Annotated in this window: 24 protein-coding genes, 2 pseudogenes and 1 riboswitch; of the genes and pseudogenes, 12 read left to right on the top strand and 14 right to left on the bottom strand. The window is 55.3% G+C overall.

From position 1 onward, the window contains the following. Window positions 1-47 precede the first annotated feature (47 nt). Entirely contained in the window at window positions 48-533 is a 486-nt protein-coding gene (locus RGW60_RS00605; RefSeq protein ID WP_322201178.1) for a peptidylprolyl isomerase, read from the bottom strand. Between RGW60_RS00605 and RGW60_RS00600 the strand changes: the two are divergent. From RGW60_RS00600 to RGW60_RS00590, 3 genes and pseudogenes are all read left to right on the top strand, one after another. Beyond that, a pseudogene (locus RGW60_RS00600) lies at window positions 532-841 on the top strand (DUF3565 domain-containing protein). The gene RGW60_RS00605 and the pseudogene RGW60_RS00600 overlap by 2 nt on opposite strands. A 112-nt stretch (window positions 842-953) precedes the next feature. Next, the gene (gene pta / locus RGW60_RS00595; protein WP_322201176.1) at window positions 954-3,044 is read left to right on the top strand and encodes a phosphate acetyltransferase; all 2,091 of its coding nucleotides are present in this window, start codon (window positions 954-956) and stop codon (window positions 3,042-3,044) included. 76 nt (window positions 3,045-3,120) lie between these two features. Further along, window positions 3,121-4,029 (top strand): acyltransferase, encoded by a 909-nt coding sequence (locus tag RGW60_RS00590; protein WP_322201174.1) that lies wholly within the window; start codon window positions 3,121-3,123, stop codon window positions 4,027-4,029. Window positions 4,030-4,133: 104 nt separating this feature from the next. On the opposite strand, the gene RGW60_RS00585 is transcribed toward RGW60_RS00590, so the two are convergent. Then, entirely contained in the window at window positions 4,134-4,829 is a 696-nt protein-coding gene (locus RGW60_RS00585; protein WP_322201172.1) for an OmpA family protein, read from the bottom strand. Window positions 4,830-5,264: 435 nt separating this feature from the next. Between RGW60_RS00585 and RGW60_RS00580 the strand changes: the two genes are divergently transcribed. Continuing rightward, window positions 5,265-6,467, top strand: a complete 1,203-nt coding sequence (locus tag RGW60_RS00580; protein ID WP_322201170.1) for an HD-GYP domain-containing protein — start codon at window positions 5,265-5,267, stop codon at window positions 6,465-6,467. A 171-nt stretch (window positions 6,468-6,638) separates the two neighbouring features. Here RGW60_RS00580 and RGW60_RS00575 read toward each other — a convergent pair whose 3' ends face one another. The 7 genes from RGW60_RS00575 to RGW60_RS00545 all read right to left on the bottom strand — a co-directional run bounded on the left by RGW60_RS00575 (window position 6,639) and on the right by RGW60_RS00545 (window position 13,293). After that, window positions 6,639-8,321 carry a fatty acid--CoA ligase gene (locus RGW60_RS00575; RefSeq protein WP_322201168.1) on the bottom strand — a complete coding sequence of 561 codons (1,683 nt, stop codon included), beginning with the start codon at window positions 8,319-8,321 and terminating at the stop codon, window positions 6,639-6,641. A 205-nt stretch (window positions 8,322-8,526) separates the two neighbouring features. Continuing rightward, window positions 8,527-9,066: a hypothetical protein gene (locus tag RGW60_RS00570; protein ID WP_322201166.1), complete on the bottom strand. Its 540-nt coding sequence runs from the start codon at window positions 9,064-9,066 to the stop codon at window positions 8,527-8,529. 233 nt (window positions 9,067-9,299) lie between these two features. After that, a complete protein-coding gene (locus RGW60_RS00565; protein ID WP_322201164.1) occupies window positions 9,300-9,929 on the bottom strand; it encodes a LysE family translocator in 630 nt (209 codons plus the stop codon). Between the two features lie 150 nt (window positions 9,930-10,079). After that, window positions 10,080-10,871 carry an ABC transporter ATP-binding protein gene (locus tag RGW60_RS00560; RefSeq protein WP_322201162.1) on the bottom strand — a complete coding sequence of 264 codons (792 nt, stop codon included), beginning with the start codon at window positions 10,869-10,871 and terminating at the stop codon, window positions 10,080-10,082. Window positions 10,872-10,888: 17 nt separating this feature from the next. After that, entirely contained in the window at window positions 10,889-11,632 is a 744-nt protein-coding gene (locus tag RGW60_RS00555; protein ID WP_322201160.1) for an ABC transporter permease, read from the bottom strand. A gap of 16 nt (window positions 11,633-11,648) precedes the next feature. Continuing rightward, the gene (locus RGW60_RS00550; protein ID WP_322201158.1) at window positions 11,649-12,371 is read right to left on the bottom strand and encodes an ABC transporter permease; all 723 of its coding nucleotides are present in this window, start codon (window positions 12,369-12,371) and stop codon (window positions 11,649-11,651) included. A 64-nt stretch (window positions 12,372-12,435) separates the two neighbouring features. Continuing rightward, complete coding sequence (locus RGW60_RS00545; RefSeq protein ID WP_322201157.1) at window positions 12,436-13,293, bottom strand: transporter substrate-binding domain-containing protein; 858 nt, start codon at window positions 13,291-13,293, stop codon at window positions 12,436-12,438. A 422-nt stretch (window positions 13,294-13,715) separates the two neighbouring features. Between RGW60_RS00545 and RGW60_RS00540 the strand changes: the two genes are divergently transcribed. From RGW60_RS00540 to RGW60_RS23620, 5 genes and pseudogenes are all read left to right on the top strand, one after another. Beyond that, a complete protein-coding gene (locus RGW60_RS00540) occupies window positions 13,716-14,681 on the top strand; it encodes a 2-hydroxyacid dehydrogenase (protein WP_322201155.1) in 966 nt (321 codons plus the stop codon). 51 nt (window positions 14,682-14,732) lie between these two features. Continuing rightward, window positions 14,733-15,731, top strand: a complete 999-nt coding sequence (locus RGW60_RS00535) for a class I SAM-dependent methyltransferase (RefSeq protein WP_322201153.1) — start codon at window positions 14,733-14,735, stop codon at window positions 15,729-15,731. A 39-nt stretch (window positions 15,732-15,770) separates the two neighbouring features. Beyond that, window positions 15,771-15,958, top strand: a riboswitch (yybP-ykoY riboswitch). Window positions 15,959-15,978: 20 nt separating this feature from the next. After that, window positions 15,979-16,563 (top strand): TMEM165/GDT1 family protein, encoded by a 585-nt coding sequence (locus tag RGW60_RS00530; protein ID WP_322201151.1) that lies wholly within the window; start codon window positions 15,979-15,981, stop codon window positions 16,561-16,563. 163 nt (window positions 16,564-16,726) lie between these two features. Further along, window positions 16,727-18,058: pseudogene (locus tag RGW60_RS23625) on the top strand (HAMP domain-containing protein); the annotation flags it as partial. Window positions 18,059-18,070: 12 nt separating this feature from the next. Further along, window positions 18,071-18,916 carry a methyl-accepting chemotaxis protein gene (locus tag RGW60_RS23620; RefSeq protein ID WP_407074081.1) on the top strand — a complete coding sequence of 282 codons (846 nt, stop codon included), beginning with the start codon at window positions 18,071-18,073 and terminating at the stop codon, window positions 18,914-18,916. Window positions 18,917-19,019: 103 nt separating this feature from the next. Here RGW60_RS23620 and RGW60_RS00520 read toward each other — a convergent pair whose 3' ends face one another. From RGW60_RS00520 to RGW60_RS00510, 3 genes are all read right to left on the bottom strand, one after another. Next, the gene (locus RGW60_RS00520; RefSeq protein ID WP_322201147.1) at window positions 19,020-19,640 is read right to left on the bottom strand and encodes an SOS response-associated peptidase; all 621 of its coding nucleotides are present in this window, start codon (window positions 19,638-19,640) and stop codon (window positions 19,020-19,022) included. Between the two features lie 71 nt (window positions 19,641-19,711). Continuing rightward, window positions 19,712-19,972 carry a DUF2007 domain-containing protein gene (locus tag RGW60_RS00515; RefSeq protein WP_322201145.1) on the bottom strand — a complete coding sequence of 87 codons (261 nt, stop codon included), beginning with the start codon at window positions 19,970-19,972 and terminating at the stop codon, window positions 19,712-19,714. Continuing rightward, a complete protein-coding gene (locus RGW60_RS00510; protein WP_322201143.1) occupies window positions 19,972-20,154 on the bottom strand; it encodes a CPXCG motif-containing cysteine-rich protein in 183 nt (60 codons plus the stop codon). The genes RGW60_RS00515 and RGW60_RS00510 overlap by 1 nt, the downstream gene beginning before the upstream one ends. 131 nt (window positions 20,155-20,285) lie before the next feature. On the opposite strand from RGW60_RS00510, the gene RGW60_RS00505 reads away from it, so the two are divergent. Together RGW60_RS00505 and RGW60_RS00500 are read left to right on the top strand one after the other, a co-directional pair. Next, a complete protein-coding gene (locus RGW60_RS00505) occupies window positions 20,286-21,449 on the top strand; it encodes a 1-acyl-sn-glycerol-3-phosphate acyltransferase (RefSeq protein WP_322201140.1) in 1,164 nt (387 codons plus the stop codon). A gap of 267 nt (window positions 21,450-21,716) precedes the next feature. Further along, window positions 21,717-21,923 carry a hypothetical protein gene (locus tag RGW60_RS00500; RefSeq protein WP_322167752.1) on the top strand — a complete coding sequence of 69 codons (207 nt, stop codon included), beginning with the start codon at window positions 21,717-21,719 and terminating at the stop codon, window positions 21,921-21,923. 45 nt (window positions 21,924-21,968) lie between these two features. Here the strand turns inward: RGW60_RS00500 and RGW60_RS00495 are convergent, their stop codons facing one another. Continuing rightward, window positions 21,969-22,553, bottom strand: coding sequence for a YajG family lipoprotein (locus RGW60_RS00495; protein WP_322201138.1), 585 nt, complete (start codon window positions 22,551-22,553; stop codon window positions 21,969-21,971). Between the two features lie 1,106 nt (window positions 22,554-23,659). Between RGW60_RS00495 and mqo the strand changes: the two genes are divergently transcribed. Beyond that, window positions 23,660-25,168, top strand: a complete 1,509-nt coding sequence (gene mqo / locus RGW60_RS00490; RefSeq protein ID WP_322201137.1) for a malate dehydrogenase (quinone) — start codon at window positions 23,660-23,662, stop codon at window positions 25,166-25,168. Window positions 25,169-25,226: 58 nt separating this feature from the next. Here mqo and RGW60_RS00485 read toward each other — a convergent pair whose 3' ends face one another. Next, the gene (locus tag RGW60_RS00485) at window positions 25,227-25,514 is read right to left on the bottom strand and encodes a PA4642 family protein (RefSeq protein WP_322201135.1); all 288 of its coding nucleotides are present in this window, start codon (window positions 25,512-25,514) and stop codon (window positions 25,227-25,229) included. Window positions 25,515-25,632: the final 118 nt, after the last annotated feature.

The following is a 25,632-nucleotide window of genomic DNA, read 5'->3' as shown; positions in this document are numbered from 1 at the left end:
CTTCCTGTCGGGGCGCCTAGCCGGCTAACTGAGCTTAGCAGCACAAATCAGTGGTGATGGCCGCCTTCACCATGCACGTGACCGTGAGCAACTTCTTCCTGACTGGCATCGCGAATTTCAATGATTTTGACGTCGAAATTCAGACGCTGACCGGCCAACGGATGGTTGCCGTCAACAGTAACGTCGTCGCCGTCCAGATCACGAACTGTCACAATCTGCATGCTGCCATCGGGGCCGGATGCGTGAAATTGCATACCCACTTCAAGTTCGTCGACGCCTTCGAACATGCTGCGGCTCAAGGTGCTGACCAGTTCAGCCTGGTACTCGCCGTAAGCATCTTCAGGTTCGATGGACACTTTGAGTGCATCGCCGACGTTTTTGCCATCCAGTGCTTTTTCCAAACCTGGAATGATATTACCTGCACCCTGCAAGTAGACCAGCGGCGCGCCGCCAGCAGAACTGTCAATGACCTCACCAGCGTCGTTGGTCAGGGTATAGTCGATGGAGACGGCCTTGTTCGCGGCGATCGGCATGGGGCGAGACCTTTGCTTGAGAATTGAATAACGCACAAGTTTAACCAAGCGCTCGCCCGAAAGCGAACGCAACTCTGACGGACGGCCCATTGCACAGCAGCACACTCATTGATTTTCGCCAAGACGCTGATGGCCATTGGATAGCCCTCCTTTCTTGTGGGCATACCCAGCATCTACGCCATCAACCACCCTGGCAATCAAGGGCCTGGGTGCTTGATCCGTTGAAGCGCCAACAACAAATAGGTAAAAGCTTTACCTGCGGCTGGTGCGCGCAGGGCCCGGATAACGATAACCTTACGCCCTACTGAATCGCGGCGAATCTAAGCTCGCGGCAAGCCGCACTGAACGCACACGACGTAAACCGATATTTTTGCCTGGCTGCTTAGTACAGCCCTTGTACTGCTCAATCGAGATGTCCGCATGCAAACTTTTTTTATCGCACCCACTGACTTTGGTGTGGGCTTGACGTCCATCAGCCTTGGCCTAGTGCGCACCCTCGAACGCGCGGGCCTTAAAGTTGGATTCTTCAAGCCTATCGCTCAACCCCATCCAGGTGATTTGGGCCCTGAACGCTCCTCCGAGCTTATTGCCCGTACACATGGTCTGAAGCCACCAAAACCGCTGGGATTGGCGCACGTCGAGCGCATGCTGGGCGATGGTCAGTTGGATGAGTTACTGGAAGAAATCATAAATTTGTATCAACAAGCCGCCGTTGGCAAAGACGTGCTGATCGTTGAAGGCATGGTCCCTACCCGCCATGCCAGCTATGCGGCGAGGGTCAATTTGCATCTAGCGAAAAGCCTGGATGCCGATGTAATCCTCGTCTCGGCGCCAGAAAATGAGGTGTTGACCGAACTCTCTGACCGGGTCGAATTGCAGGCGCAGCTGTTTGGTGGTCCTAAAGACCCGAAAGTCCTTGGCGTCATTTTGAACAAAGTGCGCACCGACGAGAGCATGGAAGCCTTCGCCGCCCGACTTAAAGAGCATTCGCCGTTATTGCGCAGCGGTGAGTTCCGCTTGTTGGGCTGCATACCCTTTCAAGCCGATCTGAACGCTCCACGCACCCGCGACGTTGCCGATCTGCTCGGCGCGCAGGTTTTAAATGCAGGCGACTACGAACAACGGCGCATGTCAAAAGTCATCATTTGTGCCCGTACCGTGCTTAACACAGTGGCGTTGCTCAAACCCGGAGTGCTAGTGGTCACCCCCGGCGACCGCGATGACATTATTCTCGCTGTCAGCCTTGCGGCCATAAATGGCGTGCCGTTGGCGGGGTTGTTGCTAACCAGCGGCACCGTGCCGGACCCTAGGATAATGGAGCTATGCCGTGGTGCGCTTCAGGCAGGTTTGCCCGTTCTATCGGTAAGCACCGGCTCGTACGACACCGCAAACCAGTTGAATCAACTGAATAAAGAAATCCCTATTGATGACCGCGAACGCGCCGAAATCATTACTGATTTTGTCGCCGAACATCTGGACGCGACATGGCTCCATCAGCGATGTGGTACACCACGGGAGATGCGACTGTCGCCAGCAGTATTCCGCTATCAACTGATCCAGCGTGCTCAGAACGCTAACAAACGCATCGTGTTGCCAGAAGGCAGTGAACCGCTGACCATTCAAGCCGCAGCTATTTGTCAGGCGCGCGGAATCGCCCGCTGCGTGTTGCTGGCCAAACCTGAAGAAGTCTACGCCGTGGCGCAGGCGCAGGGCATTGAGCTGCCGCCAGGGCTTGAAATTCTTGACCCCGACCTGATTCGCGAGCGCTACATCGCGCCAATGGTAGAGCTGCGCAAACATAAAAACCTGAATGCGCCAATGGCCGAACAGCAGCTTGAAGACACCGTGGTGATCGGCACCATGATGCTCGCGCTGGATGAAGTTGACGGGCTGGTCTCCGGAGTTAGTCACTCCACGGCGAATACCATCCGCCCGGCATTACAATTGATTAAGACTGCACCGGGCTGCACGTTAGTGTCCTCAGTATTTTTCATGTTGTTTCCAGAGCAAGTGCTGGTCTATGGCGACTGCATCATGAACCCGCACCCGAGCGCTACCGAGCTGGCTGAAATTGCCCTGCAAAGCGCCGACTCAGCGGTGGCATTCGGGATTGCGCCGAGGGTCGCGATGATCAGCTACTCCAGTGGTGAATCGGCCAGCGGCGAGGAAGTTGAAAAAGTCCGTGAAGCGACTCAGTTGGCCCATCGGGCACAAAGCGACCTGCAAATCGATGGCCCGTTGCAGTACGATGCTGCCGCCAACGAAGATGTAGCCCGTCAATTGGCGCCGAACAGCCCAGTCGCGGGTCGTGCCACCGTGTTCGTGTTCCCGGATCTCAATACCGGCAACACCACGTACAAAGCGGTGCAACGTAGCGCCGATTGCGTCAGTCTCGGCCCGATGTTGCAGGGGCTGCGCAAACCAGTGAATGATCTGCCGCGAGGCGCTCAAGTTGACGACATCGTCTACACCATCGCTCTCACAGCGATTCAAGCAGCCTACTTGTCCTAACGCTCCTATTACCCACTAACCAGTGCCGCCGGACCACCCGACGGCATCCGATTTTTTCGCGGAGGCCTCGGCCCATATGCTGTATTTTTTACCCGCTCCACTGCGCGGCATCATTGCCTCGCTGCTATTGGCACTGAACACCATTGTTTGCTGCACGCCGTTATTCATCGTCGCCATCGTAAAGCTATGCTTGCCCATACCGGCTGCACAGCGCTTCACCAACTGGCTGATGAGCCATATTCACGAAGCCTGGATCAGCAACAACAAAGCTTGGATGAACTTGCTGCGTAACACGCGCTGGCACCTGAGCGGACTTGAAGGGCTGGACTATCAGCATTCGTACTTGATCACCAGCAACCACCAAAGCTGGGTCGACATCATGGTGTTGCAATATGTGCTTAACCGACGCATCCGCCCGCTGAAGTTTTTTCTCAAGCAGGAATTGATTTGGGTACCGGTAATTGGCCTGGCGTGGTGGGCACTGGGCTTCCCGTTCATGAAGCGCTACTCCAAGGCGTACTTGGCAAAGCATCCGGAGAAAAAAGGCAAAGACCTGGAAACCACTCGCCGCACTTGCGACAAGTTTCGCCATAACCCGGTGGGCATTTTCAACTTCGTCGAAGGCACTCGTTTTAACGAGAGTAAGCATGCGCAGCAGAAGTCACCGTTTCGCTACTTGCTAAAGCCCAAAGCGGGCGGTATCGCCTTTGTGCTAGACGCAATGGGTGAGCAGTTGGAGTCCATCGTCAACGTAACGATTCATTACCCCGGCGGACAACCTGGCTATTGGGATCTTCTGAGCGGCAACGTCGAAGCCATTGTGGCGCATTTTGAAGAAATCAAAATTCCCTCGCAGTTCATCGGCAAAAATTACGACCAGGATGACCAGTACCGCCAGGAGTTCCAGCAGTGGATTAATAAGCTGTGGGAAGAGAAGGACTTATTGCTGGAGGCGATGCATCGAGAATACCCAGCGAGGAAATAAACGGCAGGATTCAGCAGCAACACGACCTGTGTAGGCGTTGGCGAAAGCTGCGATAAAGTTCGAGCGACCTTCGCCAACAATTCGTGTCCTATAAGGTCTAACCCCTACTGCTGATACTGTTGTCCAGGAATCGGCTTCAGATTGACCTCAACCCGGCGGTTCTGCGCCCGACCGTTAACGTCAGCATTGCTGGCAATCGGTTGATCCGGCCCCATACCGCCTACTGCCAAGTGAGAAGGATCAATGCCTTGCGACGTCAAGTAAGTACTGACGCTCTGCGCGCGCTGCAATGACAAGTCCATATTGTGCTGACGGCTGCCGGTGCTATCGGTAAAGCCAACAATCTCAATCATGTTTTGGTTGTACTGCTTTAACGAGCCCGCCAGGTTATTCAGCGGCGCATAGAAGCTTGCAGCAATGGCTGAAGAGTCCGTGGCGAACGTAATATTACCCGGCATGATCAGCTTGATTTGATCACCTTGCCGCTGCACCTCGACTCCGGTATTGGCCATGCTCTTACGCAACGCAGCTTCTTGCTTATCCGCGTAGTAACCGTAACCGGCTGCACCGGCGCCTACTACGGCAGCGCCAATCAAAGCGCCTTTGCCACGGTTGCCGTGATTCAGCGCGGCGCCAGCAACGGCACCCGCTAACGCGCCCAAACCTCCGTATTTAGCAGTGTTGCTCACGCCGCTCGAATCGCTGTTTTGAGGCTGATTGCTATACGGGTTCGGCGACGCGCAACCGGCCATTAAGGCAACCGCAGTAGCGAAAATCACCGATCGATACGAGGTAAACATTTTTGGTACTCCTGTTTATCACTAAGCAGCTTAGCGGCCAAAACCAACATCAGGCATCAACCGCGCTGCAATTTGAACACCACTTCAAGAAAAAATTCCTTGAAAGGGATGAGAGGTCGCACACCAAAAACGAATATTTTTCTCACTTCTCCCGTTATCCCCTGCAAATGCTTATATGGTGGTAGTGTTGTTTAAGATCGGGATGCCGCAAAGCAGAGGGCTAGAAGAGAAGGGTTTTTACGAATTCGTCGACGATTTTGACGTTCGTATAAAGCTTTCCGACTGGCAATGATAGTGGCACAATGAAATCATTCGCCTGAGACTTCTGACCACTCTCGCTGATTTAGGACTGCATGATCGAAGCATTTATAACAATACAGACGTCGTGACACAGTCAGTTCCGATGCAGGGACGCATTGCAGTAGAGAGAACTACATGCTCAGGAAAATTTTGACCGCTGACCTTAATGTAGGCATGTACATCCATCAATTTTGTGGCGCGTGGATTAATCATCCCTCTTGGAAAGGTAGTTTTGAAGTCAAAGATTCGCAGGATATAGTGCGGATACAGCTTTTAACCATCAAAGAAGTATGGATCGATCTCAGCAGAGGCAACTCGTTAGTAGACGCTGTTCCCGTCGGCATCGACTCTTCAGCTGGCCCAAGCCCCATCAGTCTGGACGAGGAATTGACCGAGGCAATAAAAATTTGCGCACGGGCCAAAGCAGCCGTGATCGCGATGTTCAATGACGCGCGTCTAGGCCGGGCAATCAGTCCAAAACAAAGCTCGCTACTGGTAGACGAAATTACCGATTCGATTCTCCGGCATCCGCACGCATTGCTTAGCCTGTCGCGTCTAAAGACTTCCGATGACTACACCTATATGCATTCCGTAGCCGTTTGCATACTAATGATCGCCCTGGCCCGTCAGTTAAAGATGGCCCCGGACCAGGTCAAGGAAGCCGGGATAGCAGGGCTCATGCACGATGTCGGCAAAATGATGATCTCAAGCACCATCCTCGATAAGGCCGGGAAGCTGACCTCAGAAGAATTCAAACGCATGAAAGATCATCCCCAAGAAGGGCTGAATATTCTGGTGAAAACTGCAAGCTTCAGCGCCGATGTGCTGGACGTATGCCTGCATCATCACGAAAAAATCGACGGCACAGGCTACCCACACGGTCTTGCTGGCGACCAGATCAGCCTGTTTGCGAAAATGGGCGCAGTGTGTGATGTGTATGACGCCGTGACTTCTGAACGCCCCTATAAAAAGGGTTGGGGGCCAGCACACTCCATTCGTGAAATGGCCTCGTGGAAAGGACACTTCGACGAAACCGTTTTCCGGAACTTCGTTAAAACCGTAGGCATTTACCCCATTGGCGCACTGGTGAGCCTGAAGAGTGGTCGTTTGGGGGTAGTCGTTGAACAGAATGGTGTTTCGCTATTAAAACCCAAAGTTAAGGTGTTCATGTTAATACACAACAAAACACCCATCTCACATGAAATTATCGATTTAGCCTACATCGACCAGCGCGATAAAATAGTTCAGATCGAATCTGCAGAAGATCTGGGTATAAGCAACACCGAAACATTGTGGTCAGGTATCTCACTAGTAAACAATAACAATTCAAATGAATAGTCTTCTCTAATAAAACCAATCCAATGAATACAAATATTGCGGACCACCGAGAGCACCTCCTACCCTGCGGTCAATTTCAAGCAAGCTAAATGGCGTGACCAATAGAATTAGCACGCCAAGATTTTGCTTGAGTAATGTGCCGTGCCCGGAGAGCGCGGCACCTGAGAGTGCTTACAGTGTCGAGAGAAAAGTACTGTTAGTTTTTTTCCACTCGATAATGTCCAGGCGGATACGTTTCTTGTCGAGCTTGCCAACGCTGGTCTTGGGAATTTCAGTAACCAGAGCAATCTCACTGGGGATCGCCCACTTGTTGATGTGCCCCAACTCGACGAAAGGTTTCAAGTGATCCTTCAACTGCTTGGCGCAAATACTATGTCCATCGCGGATGACCAACAATGCAAACGGCCGCTCGCCCCATTGCGGATCAGCAATTCCCACTACCGCAACTTCACGTATCGCCGGGTGACGGCTGACCAGGTCTTCGAGCGCCAATGACGACACCCATTCCCCACCGGTCTTGATCACGTCTTTGATCCGGTCACGGATATCGATCACCCCCATGCTGTCCAGCGTAGCAACGTCGCCGGTGTGTAGCCAGCCCCCGGCCCACAGCTCTGCACCTTTTTCCGGCTCACGGTAATAGCCCTCAGTCAGCCACGGCGCACGCAGGACCAACTCACCTTGGGACTCGCCATCAGCAGGCAGGAAATTACCCTCTTCGTCGATGATTGCCGCGTCGACCAACACCCCCGGCACGCCAGCCTTTATTCGGTACATGGTGCGCTCGTCGTCGCTGCCCGCGAGCATTTCTTCGTTCAAATGCGCCACGGACACCATTGGGCAAGTTTCAGACATACCGTAAGCGGCTGTCAGTTGAATCCCTTTGGCTTTGGCCGCGTCATACAGGGTGCGATTGAGCGCACTGCCGCCAATGATAATTTTCCAGCCGGAGAAGTCGACGTCCTGAGCTGACTTGGCATTGAGGACCATTTGCAGAATGGTTGGCACACAATGGGAAAAGGTCACCTTTTCCTTGCGCCACAAGGCCACCAGCAACTCAGGATCGTACCGACCCGGATAAACCTGCTTGAGCCCGAGCATGGTCGCGGCATACGGCACGCCCCACGCATGCACGTGGAACATCGGGGTGATGGGCATGTAGATGTCGTTGGTGCCGAGCAAACGCACGCTGTCGATGCAGCCCATGATCGTCGCCACCCCCATGCTGTGCAGGACCAACTGCCGGTGCGAGAAATACACGCCCTTGGGGTTACCGGTCGTGCCCGTGGTGTAGAACAAGGTCGCGACGGAGTTTTCGTCAAAATCCTCGAATTCATACTGGGTACTGGCCGCCGCCAGTAACTCTTCGTATTCACCGACCAGATTGGGCAAGCCAGCAGTTTTTTCGGGTGCATCGGTCAGCAGCAGTGTTTTTTCGACGGTGGTCAGCTGCGGCGCAAGCGCGTTGTAGAGTTCAACAAACTCGCTGTTGACCAGCACGAACTTATCCTCCGCATGGTTAATGGTGTAGAGAATTTGTTCCGGCGACAGCCGCACGTTAACCGTGTGGATCACCGCGCCAATCATCGGAATAGCAAACATGCACTCCAAGTACCGGTGGCTGTCCCAATCCATCACCGCAACCGTATCGCCAGCCTTTACCCCAGCATTCGTCAACACATTGGCCAGACGCGCAATACGTTCATTAAGGGTTAGATAGCTATAGCGCACGGTATCGCGGTAGACAATTTCTCGAGTTTTTTCGTAACGGCTGCCCGACATCAACAACCGCTTGATCAACAGCGGGTATTGATAAGCACCATCAGCTGGCGGAATGACGCGAGTCTGCAACATACGAGTTCCTTTTTATAAGTGCACAGGCGTGGCTGAAAAATATGCACTGTAGACACGTTGCTCGCCAGCTAAATCAGCCGAAGGGATGATTTGATGGCTGACGTGAATGACCGCATGTGGCCACTGTTGATGGCGGATTGTTGGCTTCGCACACATCTCTGTAGAAGCGAACGTGTTCGCGAGGCGTTTTGTCAGCCCTACCACGTCAAGCCCCTTGGCCAACACGTTGGCTCCCACAGGTGGGTGGATTAGCCACCCACCACGCCTTGATCTGGTCCAACCAACTGGTTTTCTCCTCGGCGGGCAGGCTGTCGAACAAGTCTTTGGCCATTTTTGCGACCTTCGCCGTTTTGTGGGCGTTGAGCAGGGTTTTAAGCTCCGGCGTGGTGGCGGTTTCTTCGCTGAGGGCATCAGGCAACGGCAATGCCTTGGCCAGCCTCAGCACATCGCCCGTGTTTTTGGTAAACGTCCTGAGGGCGCCAACGTCCTGCATTGGCAGGTCGATTTTCGTGACAGGGTCAACTGCTCGCACTTCCGGCGTGTCCAGCAGGTTGAGCTTGCCGCGAAACGCCGTAATCCCCAGCGATGGAATATCAGCCCAATCAGGTAACGTGGGTCGTTGCGCTTTATAGTCGGGTTGGTTAAGGGATTCGCGTCCGGAGAATTCGAAAACCTGGAGGTTGTAGGTTTGTTTTAGCTGGGCGACGGTCAGGGTAAATCTTTTCTGAGTGTTTAAAATCGGCATGGACGACCCTCTTTTTGTAAGCCAAGAATGCGCTGGCGCACATGCTTGCTCAGGTCGGCCGTTGCCGTATGTAGGACGCGTCCGCGACCCCGTTAGGAAATTTCCCAAACGCCATTTAATAAAAAACCGCCGGCGTGAACGCGGCGGTTTTAGAGTTAACAGAACACGGTATTAGAAGTTAAATGGAAACAATAAAAAGTCCTTCAGCCATTATCAGTCATTAATAACATCCCTCAATGCACCGAAGTAAACGCCAACTTCACCCCCAACGCGACCAAGACCACCCCCATAGTCCGATCAAACCAGTGGCCCATCCGCGCAAACCCTGCGCGCACGCGTTCCTGGCTGAACAGCCGCGCCACGAGGCAAAACCAGACCCCGGTGGCGAGGGCGAGGTAGATGCCGTAACCCGCCTGCATCAGCAGCGGCGTGTGCGGGTTGATCACGACGGTGAACAATGAAAGGAAGAACAACGTTGCTTTGGGGTTGAGGCCGTTGGTGACGAAACCGCTGGTGAAGGCGCCGCGAGCGGTGCGTTCGCCCACGGGTAATTTGACCGGCGCGTCGGTGGCGCTGGCGGGTTTGGCGCGCAGGGCTTTGATGCCGATGTACAGCAGGTAGGCGGCGGCGGCCCATTTGAGGGCGTTGAACAAGACGATGGATTGCGAAACGATCAGGCCAATGCCCAATAGCGAATAACCCACGTGCAGGAAAATCGCGGTGCCGACGCCCAAGGCGGTCCAGGTGCCGGCTTTGCGACCGTGGGTCACACTTTCGCGGACCACGACGGCGAAATCCGGGCCGGGGCTGGCGACGGCGAGCAGGTGAATCAGGGCAACGGTTAGAAATTCCGTCCAGTACATGGGAGCCTCCGCATCGGGCGTAAATTGTTGTGAGCAAACATTAAGGCGTTCGCCACAGTACGCCTTCACCGCGTTGCGCCATAGGTACAGTTGCCGAGCAATGGAGCGAAGCAGGCGCGGGCAATGCCACCCCGCGCCACGATGTGCAGCTCAGTCGGTGTTGCGTTGGTTGTGGCTGGAAACAAACTGACGGAAACGCTCGGTCGGCAAGCCTTCAAACAGCTCAACCGGTGTGCCTTGTGCGTCAACCAACCCGCCGTGCATGTAGATGACGCGGTTCGACACATGGCGTGCAAAGCCCATTTCATGGGTCACCACTAACATCGTCCGGCCTTCTTCGGCCAATGAGCGCATTACCCGCAGCACTTCGCCCACCAGTTCCGGGTCTAGGGCTGAGGTGGGCTCGTCGAACAGCATGACTTGCGGGTTCATCGCCAAGGCCCGGGCGATGGCGACGCGCTGTTGCTGGCCGCCGGACAAATGCGCGGGGTAGTAATCGCGGTGCTCGTACAGGCCGACTTTGTGCAGCAGTTGTTCGGCATCTTCGATGCACTCGGCACGCGGGCGTTTGAGCACACGCATCGGGCCTTCGATGACGTTTTGCAGCACGGTCATGTGCGACCACAGGTTGAAGTTCTGAAACACCATGCCTAAGCGGCTGCGCATCCGTTCAACCTGGCGCGCGTTGCTTGGCAGCAGGCGACCATCACGATGACGGGCCATCTCGATGGCTTCGCCGTCCAGGCTGATGGAGCCTTCGTCCGGGGTTTCCAGCAGATTGATGCAGCGCAGAAAGGTACTTTTGCCCGAGCCGCTGGCGCCGAGAATCGAGATGACATCGCCTTTGTGTGCGTCCAGGGAAATGCCTTTGAGCACGTGCGCCGAGCCGTAGGATTTTTGAATATTGCTCACCGACAGGGCGGTGTTTGATTGAGAAGTCATGACCAGCTCCGCAGGGATCAAGGATTAGTAGGTGACGTAACGGGCGTTTTGGTTTTCGAAGAAGCCCCCGCAGGTCGCTCACGAAGATGAGGCGAAAGACGGTGCTCGATCCAGGCCACCGCGCGCACCACCAGAAAATTCAGCACCAGGTAAATCAACGCGGCGCAGAGGAACACTTCCATGGTCCGGTACGTGCGCTGGATGATTTGCTGGGCGACGCCGGTGACGTCCCACACCGTGACCAAACTGGCCAAGGCGGTGGATTTGACCAGCAGAATCGCTTCCGTTGAATACGCTGGCAGCGCCTGACGCAACGTCACCGGCGCAATAATCCGGTACAACAAGGCCCACGGCGACATACCAATGGCCTGCCCCGCTTCGATTTGCCCATGGGGCACGCTGAGCAACCCGCCTCGGATGATTTCAGCGGTGTAGCCGGCCGTACACATGGCGAGGGAAAGCACCGCGCACCCGTAGGGAGATTTCAGCACCACCCACATGAAACTGTCGCGAATCGCCGGGAATTGACCGAGGCCGTAATAGATCAGAAACATCTGGATCAGCAGCGGCGTACCGCGAAAGATCATGATGTAGAAACGCGCCGGGTAACTGAGGATGGCCCAGCGGCTTACCCGCATGGCGACGATGCCCAGGGAAAGGGTCAAGCCCAACACCAGCGAGCAAAAAAACAAGGTCAGCGTGGTAGGCAGAGCGGCCAACAATTTGAGCATGGTATCGGCGAGAAAGGCGAAATCGATCATGGGCTATTCTCCTGTCTCAAGACTGTGTAGGGCTGCGACGCTGAGTGCGGCGCACCCGAGCTTCAGCGATATTGAAAATGCGCCCCGAGAGCCCGGTAAGGACCAGGTACAACACGCCGCCAACGATATAGAACGTAAAATATTGTCGGGTCGAGCCGGCCGCCACCTGACTGGCACGCATCAATTCCACCAGACCAATCACCGAAATCAGTGCCGAATCTTTCAGACTCATCTGCATCACATTGCCCAAACCTGGCAGCGCGTAACGCATGATTTGCGGAATCAATACCCGCCTGATGCGCATGGCTTTGGTCATGCCGATGGCCAGCGCGGCCTCCAGCTCGCCCTTGGGCACCGCAATGAAAGCGCCGCGATAGACTTCCGCCTGATATGACGCAGAGATCAGTCCTACCGCTATGGCACCCACTAAAAACGGTGGGACATCAATGTAACCATCGGCCCCAAACCAGTGGCCGACCGCAGACACCACGGTGGCGCCACCGAAATAGAACAGATAGATAACCAACAGCTCGGGGATGCCGCGGAACAGAATTGAATACAGATCCCCCAAGCCTCGAAATAAGCGTCGACGGGATAACTTCGCCGCTGCAATCACGCCGCCGATCAGTGCGCCGATCAACAACGCCGCCAGCGTCAACAACAGTGTGGTGCCAGCAGCCTTGAGCAGCGCCATGCCCCAACCCGTGTCACCGAAGCTCAGCATCTGCAAGAGATTCATATACAGGTTCCTGCGAGTAGCTTATTTGAATCCCGGCGCCGTTAAGGCGCCAGGTATGCCAGCCTCACGATTTCGGAGTCAAATCCAGCTTGAACCACTTTTCGCTGAGTTTTTTAACCGTGCCGTCAGCCAATGCTTCTTTCAGCGCGGCATCAAACTTGGCTTTCAAATCTGCATCTTTCTGACGGAAACCCAACGCCTCGCCGTGGCCCCAGATCGGACCGGCGATCTGTGGTCCGGTGTACGCCAGGTTTTTGTTTTCCGGCTTGTCCATCAACGAGTTCAAGAAGGTCACGTCGTCAAAATCCACATCGATTCGGCCAGCCTGCAAGTCGAGAATAGCTTCTGCCGAGCTGCTGTATTCACGAACGGTGGCGACGTCTTTGAACTGTTCATCGATGAACGGGGTGTAGACCGTGCCCGATGCAATACCGATGGTTTTGCCCTTCAGCGCGGCACGCAAATCCTCGACACTGGCGCGAACTTTTTTCGCATCGGTGCCCAGCGTAATGCCATCCGCCTGACCGGTTTTACCCGGCAGTAATTTCGCGTCGAGCGCGACAAAACTCGCGGGGGTGCTGGCGTAAGGAATCGAGAACGCCATGACTTGTTGGCGCTCTGGGGTGATCACGATCGCGTCCATCAGCACGTCGAATTTGCCCGAGTTCAGGCTGGCAATCATTCCGTCCCAGTTCTGCACCACTACGTTGCATTTCAGTTTCATGCGCTGGCAGAGGATGTCCATCAACTCAGGCTCAAAGCCGCCGATTTTGCCGCCTGGCAACGTCAGGTTCCACGGTTCGTAAGCGCCTTCGGTGGCGATGTTCACCGACGTCCAGTCTTTGGCATGCACAACCGGTATAAACGCCAGCGCTGCTGCACTCACCGCTACAAATCCAAACCAACTGATTTTCTTCGACATCGTCATCCTTCCCGCCTAAGCCAAATAAGAACGTGGTGTATAAAAAGCCACTAAACGTGGTCCCCTATGCTTGTACATACAAGTACTAGCAATTTAAACGCCAACTCTGGAAACCCTTCTCAAAAAGTAACCAGGCCGCAGCCTGACAGGTTTTGAGACAGAATTTGACGGTGGTTCGTTCTGAACGATGCTCGTCAGCGCACTGAATTAAGGACCGAACGTTACTTTCCGAACCAAAAGTGTGCAGTGGGGATGAGTCGCTCTCATTTTGAAAGAGCTGCCGAACGCAGGCGTTGCGCATGGGACGCAGCCCGGCGTCGAAACAGTGCGGGATTATTCCTACGGGGTCCTACGGGGTTTCAGGTAAGGTTGCCGATGCCGTTTCTTCACTCTTTTTAGCTTTTCACAGGAGCCCAGCGCAGATGAGCAGCCCGTACACAGCAGTTTTTCTCGACCACACGTCCCTGGACCTTGGCGACCTGGACTTCAGCGCACTGCGGGAAAACTTCAGTGATTTGCAATTGCACAGCAGCAGCACGCCACAACAGATCATTGAGCGCTTGCAGGGTGCGCAGGTCGCGATTACCAACAAGACCGTGATCGACGCCCACGCATTCGCCTCGTGCCCGGACCTGAAACTGGTGTTGATTACCGCCACCGGCACTAATAACGTCGACTTGGCCGCGGCTCGGAAACACGGGGTGGTGGTGTGTAATTGCCAGGGTTATGGCACGCCGTCGGTGGCACAACACACCTTAATGTTGCTGCTCGCGCTGGCCACACGCCTGCCGGATTATCAAAACGCTGTGCAGCACGGTCGTTGGCAGCAAGCGAAACAGTTTTGCCTGCTGGACTTCCCCATCATCGAACTGGAAGGCAAAACCTTGGGCCTGTTGGGCCATGGCGAGTTAGGCGGTGCTGTGGCGAAACTGGCTGAAGCCTTTGGTATGCGCGTTCTGCTCGGGCAAATCCCCGGCCGCCCTGCCCGCCCGGACCGCGTGCCATTGAATGAGCTGCTGCCGCAAGTGGATGCATTGACCTTGCACTGTCCACTCAACGAGCACACTCAGAACATGATCGGCGCTCACGAACTGGCATTGCTCAAGCCCCATGCGTTCGTCATCAACACCGCACGTGGCGGCCTGATCAATGAGCAGGCGCTGGCCGATGCGCTACGCAACGGGCATCTCGGCGGAGCCGCCACCGACGTCTTGACGGTCGAGCCACCGGTCGACGGCAATCCGTTATTGGCGGGTGATATTCCTCGATTAATTGTGACGCCACACAATGCCTGGGGCAGTCGCGAAGCGCGGCAACGGATCGTCGGCCAGCTCAGCGAAAACGTTGAGGCGTATCGCGCTGGAACCCCTCGACGCGTTGTCAGCTGACACGCTCGCCGACGAAACGTTTAGACTTCGCCTCTTTTGCAGGAGCTAAAAATGGACCCGCGCAGCGAAGTACTACTCCGTCAGGCCGATTTGTTTCAGGGCTCGTTGCTTCTGGCGGGTTTGCCTGCCGACGATCTGCTCGGGAAATTACCGAACGCCCATGGTTGGTGCTGGCATGCAGGCGACCAAGCGAGCCTCAATGCAAGTTTTGAAGGTCGCACTCACTTTGGCGTTCAAGCGCCGGAGCAACCATTCGACGCCGCCGTGGTTTTTTTGCCCAAAGCCCGCGATCTGGCCGATTACGTTTTGAATGCGTTGGCGTCGCGCCTGGCCGGACGCGAGTTGTACTTGGTCGGTGAGAAGCGCAGCGGAATCGAAGCCGCCGCCAAGCAATTAAGCCCCTTCGGCAAACCACGCAAGCTCGACAGCGCTCGCCACTGCCAGCTATGGCTGGTCACGGTAGACAACGCCCCGCAAGCCGTCGAACTGGAAAGTCTTGCCCAGCATTACGAGGTCGAGATGGAAGACGGCCCACTCAAAGTTGTCAGTTTGCCGGGCGTATTCAGTCACGGTCGATTGGATCGCGGGTCTGCGCTGCTGCTCCAGCATCTGGACAAACTTCCCAGCGGCAACGTCCTAGATTTCGGGTGTGGCGCCGGTGTTTTGGGGGCCGCCGTCAAACGCCGCTACCCACACAACACCGTCACTTTGTTGGACGTCGATGCATTCGCGACCGCCAGCAGCCGTCTGACTTTGACAGCCAATGGACTGGAAGCTGATGTATTAACCGGTGACGGAATCGACGCCGCACCGATGGGGTTGAGTACTATTCTGAGCAACCCGCCGTTCCATGTGGGCGTCCATACGGACTACCAAGCCACGGAAAATTTGCTGCGAAAAGCACGTCTTCATCTGAAAACCGGCGGCGAACTGCGCTTGGTTGCGAATAGTTTCCTGCGCTACCAGCCGTTGATCGAAGAGCATTTAGGGGTTTGCGCAGTAAAGGCAGAAGGCCAGGGTTTTCGCATCTACCGCGCCAAACGCGCTTGAAATAAGCACTTGCCGAATCTCAATCGTGTAGGCAGAATCCGCACCGTCCTAGGGGAGTAGTCTCCCGCGAGCCTTCATGCTCGCCCGGCACGTATCAACATACTTGGTCAGCAGACCATGGTGCGTGCGACCCAGATCCGCTCAGGCGAATCGGTGGTTTGACCAGACCTATGACACGAACACCTTACCCAGGGCGGGGAGGTTGTACGTGTCATAGCCGTGTCTACCCGCCCTTAGGAAAAACCTGATGCTGGAATCCCTGCTGGTCCCCACCGCTGTTGTTGCCTTGGCCGAAATCGGTGACAAGACGCAACTGCTCGCCCTGATTCTCGCAGCGCGCTTTCGCAAGCCTTGGCCCATCATCGGCGGCATTGTCGCTGCCACTCTGGTTAACCACGCCGCAGCCGGTGCAATAGGCGCATGGTTCGGCAGTCTCTTTTCAGATGCCACATTGCATTGGATTCTGGCCGCCAGTTTCGTCGCCACCGCGCTCTGGACTTTGGTCCCGGACAAGATGGACGACGACGAAGGCAACTCAGCCCGCAAGTTCGGCCCCTTCGTCACGACGCTGATTGCGTTCTTCATCGCTGAAATCGGCGACAAGACTCAGATCGCGACGGTGATGCTCGCCGCGCAGTATTCCCACCTGTGGCTGGTCATTCTGGGTACCACGGCAGGCATGTTGATCGCCAACGTGCCGGTGGTGTTGGCCGGTAACTTCGCCGCCGACAAACTACCTCTCACCCTGATTCGTCGCTTGGCGGCTTTTGCGTTTTTCGTCTTGGCTGTGGTCGCCGTTTACAAGGCCATGCAGGTCAGCGGCTGGATTTGACACCTCCTCCAGCAACCTGGGAGTTAGGTTGTCAGCGACAACCCGACTCACTCAATACCCCACGCCACCCAGCCAAGAGCATCATAAAAGGCATCTCCATGCTCAATAACGACGCGTACTCACTAAATACAGTCCTTTTGTCACCTTCCGCTCAGGTTTTTCAATGCATGGGCCGATAAGGCAATACAGGCGTAATGTCACGTCGGGAGCCCTTATGAAGTTCAAGTCAATCCAGTCTTCCGTGGCTGCACTCGCCGGCGCCATTGTTCTCAGCGTGGTGGCGACGCTTGTGTTATATGCGCTGTTTTCCGGGGCCCGCACTCAGGCACTGGTGGATCAACGCACCCAAGCTCAGTTCGAACAAGCCGTCGAACAGCGCCTCACCGCTCTGGCTCAAACAGAGACCAGTGAAATCAAGCGCGAATTGGAATCGCCATTGCAAATCGCCGCGGGTCTAGCCCGGGTCAACGCCCTGATCGGTATGAAGGACGGCAAAGGTCAGCCGCAGTTGAACATTAGCCGTGAACAGCTAATGAATATGCTCCACGAGACCGTGGTTCAGAATCCCAAGATTCTCGGTTCGTACATCGCCTGGGAGCCCGGCGCGCTGGAACATAACGATGGAGCCTATGTTGATCCTCCGTTGCTCGGCATGGATAAGAGCGGAAGAATGTTGCCGTGGTGGTACCGCAAGCAGGACGGCAGCCTGGCGCTGGAAGCGCTGGCCGATGTAACAGATCAAAAATTGTTGTCCACCGGCATTCGTGCCAGCGAGTACTACCTGTGCTCAAAAGATACCCGCAAAGCCTGCGTCATCGACCCTGCGCCTTACCGCGTCGGCGACAAAATGGTGATGCTGTCTTCGTTCATTCAACCGATCCTCGTCGATGGCTCGTTTCAGGGCATTGTCGGTGCTGACCTGTCCGTGAACTTCATCCAGGACATGCTCAACCTCGCCGATCAAAAGCTCTACAACGGCGCGGGTGATATGGCCTTGATCGCCAGTAACGGCCGCTTGGTGGCGTACACCAAGGACGTCAGCAAGCTCGGCGAAAAAGCCAGCGATATTCTGGATGCGAGCAAAATGGCCAGCCTCGGCCAGATCGGGCTGGGCCAGGTGCGCTACGAACTCGACAAGGAGCACAGCCGCATCTCACTGTACCTGCCGTTCGGTATCGGTTCGACCGACGCGCGATGGACACTGATGCTGCAACTGCCGCTGGACGCCGTCATGGCCGACTTGCAGAAGCTGCAAAGCGATCTCGCCGCCCAACGCAAAACAGATATTTTCGGTATGACAATGGTCGGGTTGCTGATCGCAGGCCTGGGCTTGCTGGTCATCTGGCTGGTAGGCCGCGGCATTGCCCGACCACTGAAACAAATGGTGACGATGCTTGATGACATCGCCCAAGGCGAAGGCGATCTGACACGTCGTTTGAACAGTGACCGCGCCGATGAACTGGGCGCCATAGCGAAGGGGTTCAACACTTTTCTCGGCAAATTGCAGATGATGATCACCCAAGTGGTGACCTCGGTTCAGCAGGTCAGCGACTCCTCTGAGCACACTGCCGATATCGCCATCCGCACTCATCAAGGGGTACATAAACAAATTAGCGAAATCGACTTGGTCGCCACTGCCGTCCATGAAATGACCTCAACCGCCCACGATGTTGCTCGCAACGCCACTCACGCAGCGTCCGCCGCCAACCATGCCGATGAAGCGGCGCACAAGGGCATGCAAATCGTGCGGGACACCTCGCAATCGATCAGCTCGCTGGCGGTAGAAATCGGAAGAGCGGTAGGTGTGGTGCAAACCTTGGCCAAGGACAGCGAAAACATCAACGCGATTCTGGTCGCGATTCGCGGGATCGCCGAGCAGACAAACCTGCTGGCGTTGAACGCGGCCATTGAAGCAGCTCGCGCCGGTGAACAGGGCCGTGGTTTTGCGGTGGTGGCCGACGAGGTGCGCAACTTGGCACAGAAAACTCAAAAAGCTACCGAAGAAATCCAGACCATGATCCAGCAGTTGCAGTCGGGCACCCGCCAAGTAGTCAAGGTCATGGAAGACAGCCAAGCCAAAACCGACGAAAGCGTGGGCCACGCGGCGCTTGCGGCTGAAGCCCTGGAAACTATCACCAAGGCCGTGTCGGTGATCAACGACATGAACACCCAAATTGCCAGCGCGGCCGAAGAACAAAGCGCGGTAGCGGAAGACATCAACCGCAACGTGATCAACATTGGTCAGGTAGCCCACGAAGTCGCAGGCGGTGCCGATGAATCCAGCAAAGCCAGCGCGAAATTGACCCAATTGGCCGAGCAACAACGGCGGTTGATTAATCAATTCAGGGTTTGAGCAAACCCAGGAGCTAACTTGTTGGCGAAGATGTTATGCGAAATGCCTGACACACCAAGGCGTTGCTCATATCACCAACCAGTTGGCTACAGATTCGGATGCATCAAAGCGGCGTTAAACACTCGGGGGCGTTGAGCTTGGGGTCGTTGACCAGATTGGCCAACTCGCGTTCGCGCAACGCTGATTGAGGGCTGGCCAGTAGCGCTTGCAGGATCTGGATCGGAGTTTCCGGATTAAGCCAGGCGGCTTGCCCCTGCGCATCGAGGATCAGCGGCCGACGCTGACTGGCAGCGGCCTGCGTAACAACGGCGACACTCAGGTAGGTGTGTTCTTGAACCGGATACGCTTCCCAAATTCCGGCGAAAAATAATGTCGAGCCCTCACTCGGTGTCAGCCAGAACGGCCGCTTGCGGGTGGTGCCGCGCCATTCGTAAAAGCCATTGGCGGGTAACAGGCAGCGTCGCTCTCTGAATGCTTGGCGAAACATCGGCTGCTCAGCCAAGGTTTCAGCGCGGGCATGGGCCGGCGTACGGGAAAGATCTGTTAACCATGGCGGCGTCAGACCCCAACGCGCTCGGGCCAACTGGCGCTGACTATCAGCACCCCGCAGCATCAATACCGAGTCGGCTGGGGAGATATTCCATTGCGCCTTTTGGTCAGCAGGAAAACCGGGCAAAGCCGCAAACGCGGGATTCCAGCGAAACAGCGCATAACGTCCACACATGAGGGCAGTAGATTCTCGTTTGAAAAAATCTGCTTCAGTAGCAGATTTCTGAAAGCGGAACCCGACGCCTGTCAGCAAATCAAGACGTCAGGAAAAGTGTCAGGTTCGTCTCCCGACAGCGGCATGGCAGCATTGTACGCGGTGATCAGTTGCCGTGCCTGATCAGCCTGATCGTTGTCCACTGACAGCCCCAGCAAACCAAATACGGGCAACTCGCCGACGCCGCCGAGCAAATGCCCCCCCGTTAGATGAGCTTTGACCCCTTCACTGGCGAGCATGCCCTGCAGCAGTTCGCCCTCCATCAAGTTCTCCGGTTCGTAGACTTTTTGCATCATTCATTCTCGCTGCGTACGTCTAGGTTCCATTCTTCGCCGTCGGTTTGCAGATCGAACACAATCGGTCGGCAGCACACCGGGCAATCTTCAATATAACGCTGATCGCCGCCGGATAAATCCAGCACGGCCTCCACCGATTCGCCGCAGTAAGGGCAGTCGTAAGCCTGTATTTCCTGCATCACGGTCTCCGAGAAGAGTTATGCGTATAATCGCGCTCAATTTGAAGGCTGGTTCTTTTAATCAGCGGGTTTGACGGCACTTTTCAGACCCAGCCTACCTCTACATTAGCGATTTTCAACAAGAGAGCATGATGGGCGAATTCGATGCCATCCGACCTTACGACGACGCCGAGGTCCCAGCTGTACTGGCGCGTCTGCTTAGCGACAAAGCACTTCTTGAAATCTTGACTCACTTTCGGTTTCCCCGCCTCGCCAGCGCATTCGGTTGGATACTCCGACCTCTTATAGCTCATCGGCTGCGCCGCGAGTTCGACGGGGTGCATTCGGTCGCAACGCTGCAGGACAAGGTCGAGGTTTATATCGACCATACCATTGAGCGGGCAACCGATGGTGTGACTTATACCGGCGTTGAGCAGCTTAAGTCCGGGAGCGCCTATTTGTTCTTGGCCAATCATCGCGACATCGTTATGGACCCGGCCTTTGTCAATTACGCGGTGTACCACGCCGGTCTGCCAACGCCGCGAATTGCCATCGGTGACAACCTGCTGCAAAAGCCCTACGTCAGCGACCTGATGCGATTAAACAAAAGCTTTATCGTTCACCGCTCGATTGCCGGGCGTCGGGAAAAAATGGCGGCCTACCTACTGCTGTCGGCGTATATCAATCACTCGATTCGTAGCGATTGCCAATCGATCTGGATCGCTCAGGCCGAAGGCCGCGCCAAGGACGGTGACGACCGCACCGAATCAGCGATCTTGAAAATGTTCCATATGAGCCGCAAAGACGAGCCGTTCTGCGACGTGATCCAATCGCTGAACCTGACGCCAGTGTCGATCAGTTACGAGTACGATCCGTGCGACCGCGCCAAGGCCCGCGAGCTGTATATTCGCGCAACCACTGGCACCTACACCAAGGTGCCCGGCGAAGATGATGTCAGCATCGCCCTTGGTATAACGGGTTATAAAGGCCGGGTGCACGTGAGTTTCGCAGCGCCTATCTCCGAGCCGTTCGACGACACCAAGCAATTGGCAATCGAAATGGATCGTCAAATCCTCGGAGGGTATCGCCTGTTTCCTGCGCACTATCTGGCATATGCGCAATGGGCAGATTCGGACCCGACGCTCGCGGTGCCAGCGGCGGCGCAGATTTTCCCGGCAGACGAATTGGCCCGCGCCCAAGCAGAATGGCAGCGCCGCCTGGATACCTGCCCTGTCGAGCACCGGCCGTTCTTGGTGTTGCAATACGCCGCCCCGGTACGCAACCAATACCGGGTTAAGGCGGGCTTGGCGCTTTAAGCCTTTCGCCGATAACAAAATGGCGCCCTATGGGGCGCCATTTTTATGAGCCGATGAACGGATCATGCATTTGAATCTGTTCGGTCGACTGATCTAAATGCTTCACCTCAAGCGACTCAAGTCGATGCGTCTCTTGATTTACACGGCGACAGCGTGGGACGACGATAGATTCTTGAAATTAATTTAGAACAGGTCACCGTAACGTAACGTGAACCGACCACTGTATGGCACCTCGATACCTGACTAGACACCTACAGTGAGCCCGATATGTTGCATGCACAAAACCAGGATCGCTTGTACCTGATCGCTCAAAGTGATGAACAAGAAGCGCTGATCGACGCCCTTGCCTTCAACGTGCAGGACCGCCATTGGCTGGTCTACTGCGCCTTGGGCGGGCACCAGCACCACGACCTACCGGACCTGGACCTGCAAGCCGGTTTAAATTTTCTGGGTTTTTGCCAAGAAGCAGCGTGAGAGCAGTGTGTAGGAGCGCGCTAGGCCGCCCCTACACACTCAGCATTACTGACCGAGCATTTGCCCGACGGTCGGGTCTTGGAACAAGCGGGTCAGGGCATCACTTAATACATCGCTGACAAGCTTGGTGTTGGTCTCTTGATTCGGCGCCATACCGAAACGCTGATCAAGCGACGCCGCATAACGACCGTTGTAGCTTTTCCCGTTGTTGACTACGTCAGCGCGAAAGGTCGCGGAGATCGTTGCTTCAGTCACGTACAGGCCTTCTTTAGGCGATTGATACTTCAGGTCAGCGAGGGTCACGGTCAACTGAGGCACGTTACCGCTATTGCCACTCGGGGTGTAGCCAAGCAAACGCACAGCGGCTTCGGCTTGTTGCTGCAATTTAGGCAGGATGTCATTTGGCTGGACGCTGACAGCACTGGTTTCCGGATACAAACCACCGCGCGTGCCCAGGGTGGGCGAGGCGCGACCGTCAACGACACGAACCACTACCGGCTGGCCATGACCTACCGCAGCGAGTTGACTCGTGAGTTTGGGTTGCGGGCTAAGTTGTTGCGGGCTGTTGGCACAGCCGACCAACGTCAAACTGCTTACAGCAATTAAACCGAACAACAGGCGATGCAACATACTCATCTCTCCAGAGGCCAAAAACATAAATGGCCAGCAGTATAGCGGTGCCGATAGTCGGCTCACTAGCTGAAAATCAGACCTGACACGCTCTGCATCAGTTCCTTGCCCTATGCCCTGTCGAAACTCCTTTTCAGCTGCAAAAAGGCATGTGATGTAGTAAGGAAGCTCTTGCTGACGCTCACTGGAGCAATGCAAGGCTTTTTATTGTCATTACGCGTTTTGCGCCGCAGCCATCATCATGGCGCTTCGCCGCCTAGGGCTGCTGGATAGAGAGAAACAGACAAAATTTGTCCACAATGGCAGTCACCCTTTTGCCCGATAACGCCCGCACCGCCAAGCCCCAACCATGCGTTAGTCGCCGCCACACTTTGACTCACTGATTCGGCGGCTAATTAAAGTCAGTAAATACGATCAATTCATAGCGTTTCATCGCTATAATCTTGCCCCGATTATAAGGACGTCTCCTGATCGGGCCTCGCAGCATCGCTAATGCTCTTTATTAGCTCCCCGCACCGCCCCACAGAGAGTCGCCCACACAGGTTATTTGCAAGCACTCGTGCTCGCCGATCCGGGTCGAATCGTTCGAATTGTTTCGAGAGTACTCACCCGTCAGCGTCACTCTTGTTTTGCATCCTGCCTGCCAGAACCTGCGTTAACGTCGGTTCTTTTTGAGGTTCACGTCTTCAAAAGAGCGTGAAAAAACGGGTTTTCACTACTTCATAAGAGTGTGGCGAGCAAATGAATAGTTTTGCGTTCTTACATGCACCGTTAACGTCTGATCCAGCCCTGTTAAATGGGGCCCAACACTGCTGCGCAGTCTCCATGACCGGAGCCTGAAGCCTGTCCACTACGGATTTGGTTGCACAAACGGACGCCTTGACGATAGTCGAATTGCCAGTCGAGCCTGAAAGTGAGTTCATAAGCACTCAAAGCCCGAAGGGTGGCGTCCGCTGAAGATGCAAAAAATTGCGAAGAATCGGACATGGCGATCCTGGCCATAGGTTACCTGGGGCTCTCTCGGATTCAGGCCTCGGCAACAACCGGCAGCTTAGCTCGGGATCGTATGCCGTCAATTTGGTGCTGCAGATTTTGGAGACGCGTTAATGGCGCATAACGAAACAGTTGATGTGGTACTGGTTGGGGCGGGCATCATGAGTGCCACCCTGGCGGTGCTGCTTAAAGAGCTCGACCCCAGCCTCACGCTGGAAGTCGTTGAGCTGATGGATTCCGGTGCTGCGGAGAGTTCCAATCCGTGGAACAACGCCGGCACCGGCCACGCGGGCCTGTGTGAGCTCAATTACACACCGCAAGCGGCTGATGGCTCTATATCTATCAAAAAAGCGGTGCATATCAACACCCAGTTTGAGGTCTCGAAGCAGTTCTGGTCATACATGACCAAGAAAGGCTCCTTTGGTTCTTCAAAATCGTTTATCAGTCCAGTCCCGCACCTGAGTTTTGTCCAGGGCACCGACGGCGTGTCGTTCCTCAAAGCGCGTTTCGAAGCGATGCATACGCATCATGCTTTCTCGGCCATGGAATACACCGAAGACAAAGCCAAATTGGCCGAGTGGATGCCCCTGATGATGCCGGGTCGGCCAATAGATGAGCCTATCGCCGCAACCCGCGTCATGAATGGCACCGATGTCAATTTTGGTGCATTGACTAATCAGCTGCTCAAACACTTGTCCAGCACGCCGGATGCGCAGGTCAAATACTGTAAGCGCGTCACCGGTCTGACCCGAAACGGCCAAGGCTGGAGCGTTAGCATCAAAGACGTCAATACCGGCAACACCCGCGAAGTAGATGCCAAATTCGTATTTCTCGGTGCAGGCGGCGCGGCATTGCCGTTGTTGCAGATGTCTGGCGTTGAAGAAAGCAAAGGTTTCGGTGGCTTCCCGGTCAGCGGCCAATGGCTGCGTTGCGATAATCCAGAAGTGGTCAAACACCACCAAGCCAAGGTGTATAGCCAGGCCGCCGTGGGTTCGCCGCCGATGTCGGTGCCGCACTTGGACACCCGCGTCGTCGACGGTCAAACCTCGTTATTGTTTGGACCCTACGCGGGTTTCACCACCAAGTTTCTGAAACACGGCTCCTTCATGGATCTGCCGCTTTCGGTTCGCGCCGCCAATATTGGCCCGATGCTGGCTGTCGCCCGTGACAACATGGACCTGACCAAGTACTTGGTCAGCGAAGTGATGCAGTCGATGGAACAACGTCTTGAATCGCTGCGCCGCTTCTACCCGCAAGCCAAGGCTGAGGACTGGCGTCTTGAAGTCGCCGGTCAACGGGTTCAGATCATCAAGAAAGACGCAAAAAAAGGCGGCGTGCTGCAGTTCGGCACTGAGCTGGTATCGTCCAAAGACGGTTCGCTGGCGGCCCTCCTCGGCGCCTCTCCAGGTGCCTCGGTGACGGTGTCAATCATGCTCGACCTGATTGACCGCTGCTTCCCGGACAAGGCCCGTGGCGAATGGGCTGCCAAGCTCAATGAAATTTTCCCGGCAAGAGAAAAAGAGCTGGAAAACGATGCGCAGCTGTATCGGCGGATCAACGACCAGTGCAACGAAAGCCTGGATTTGGTTGTGATCAGCAACGAGTCCGAAAGCTTCGCTTGATCGTATCCGCTATTAAAAACGCCCCTGAGGGGCGTTTTTTTTGGGCTAAACAACAGTATCAGCCGCGAGCCTGTTCAATCAGGTCAATGTATTCCTCGGCGTTACGCTGGTCTTTGATCAACGTAACGAAATCCTGACCGTACTCATTTTTGCCATCAAGGTCCAAACCCGCCGCGAGAAAAAATACCAAAAATCGCTCAAAATCGTTAATCCGCAGACCACGGTAGGCCTTGATCAGCTTGTGCAGTGACGGCGAGGTAGCATCAACCGGTTCGAAATCGAGGAACAATTTGATTTGTTCATCGCCGATTTCATCGCCAATCACCTGCCTTTTATCTTTACGCATTACTGCTGACTCCAACTGATTCGCGATATCACGGGCGGGCAGTTTAACCCTCCCCCGCCTCGGCGCTCAACGCACATGTAGCCCGATGGTGTGTAAACCGGCCCATACATGGCCATCA

The sequence above is a fragment of the Pseudomonas sp. AB6 genome (assembly GCF_034314105.1).
Taxonomy (GTDB): domain Bacteria; phylum Pseudomonadota; class Gammaproteobacteria; order Pseudomonadales; family Pseudomonadaceae; genus Aquipseudomonas.
Note: the sequence above shows the minus strand (reverse complement) of the source record. Positions and strands in the feature narration are given on the sequence as shown.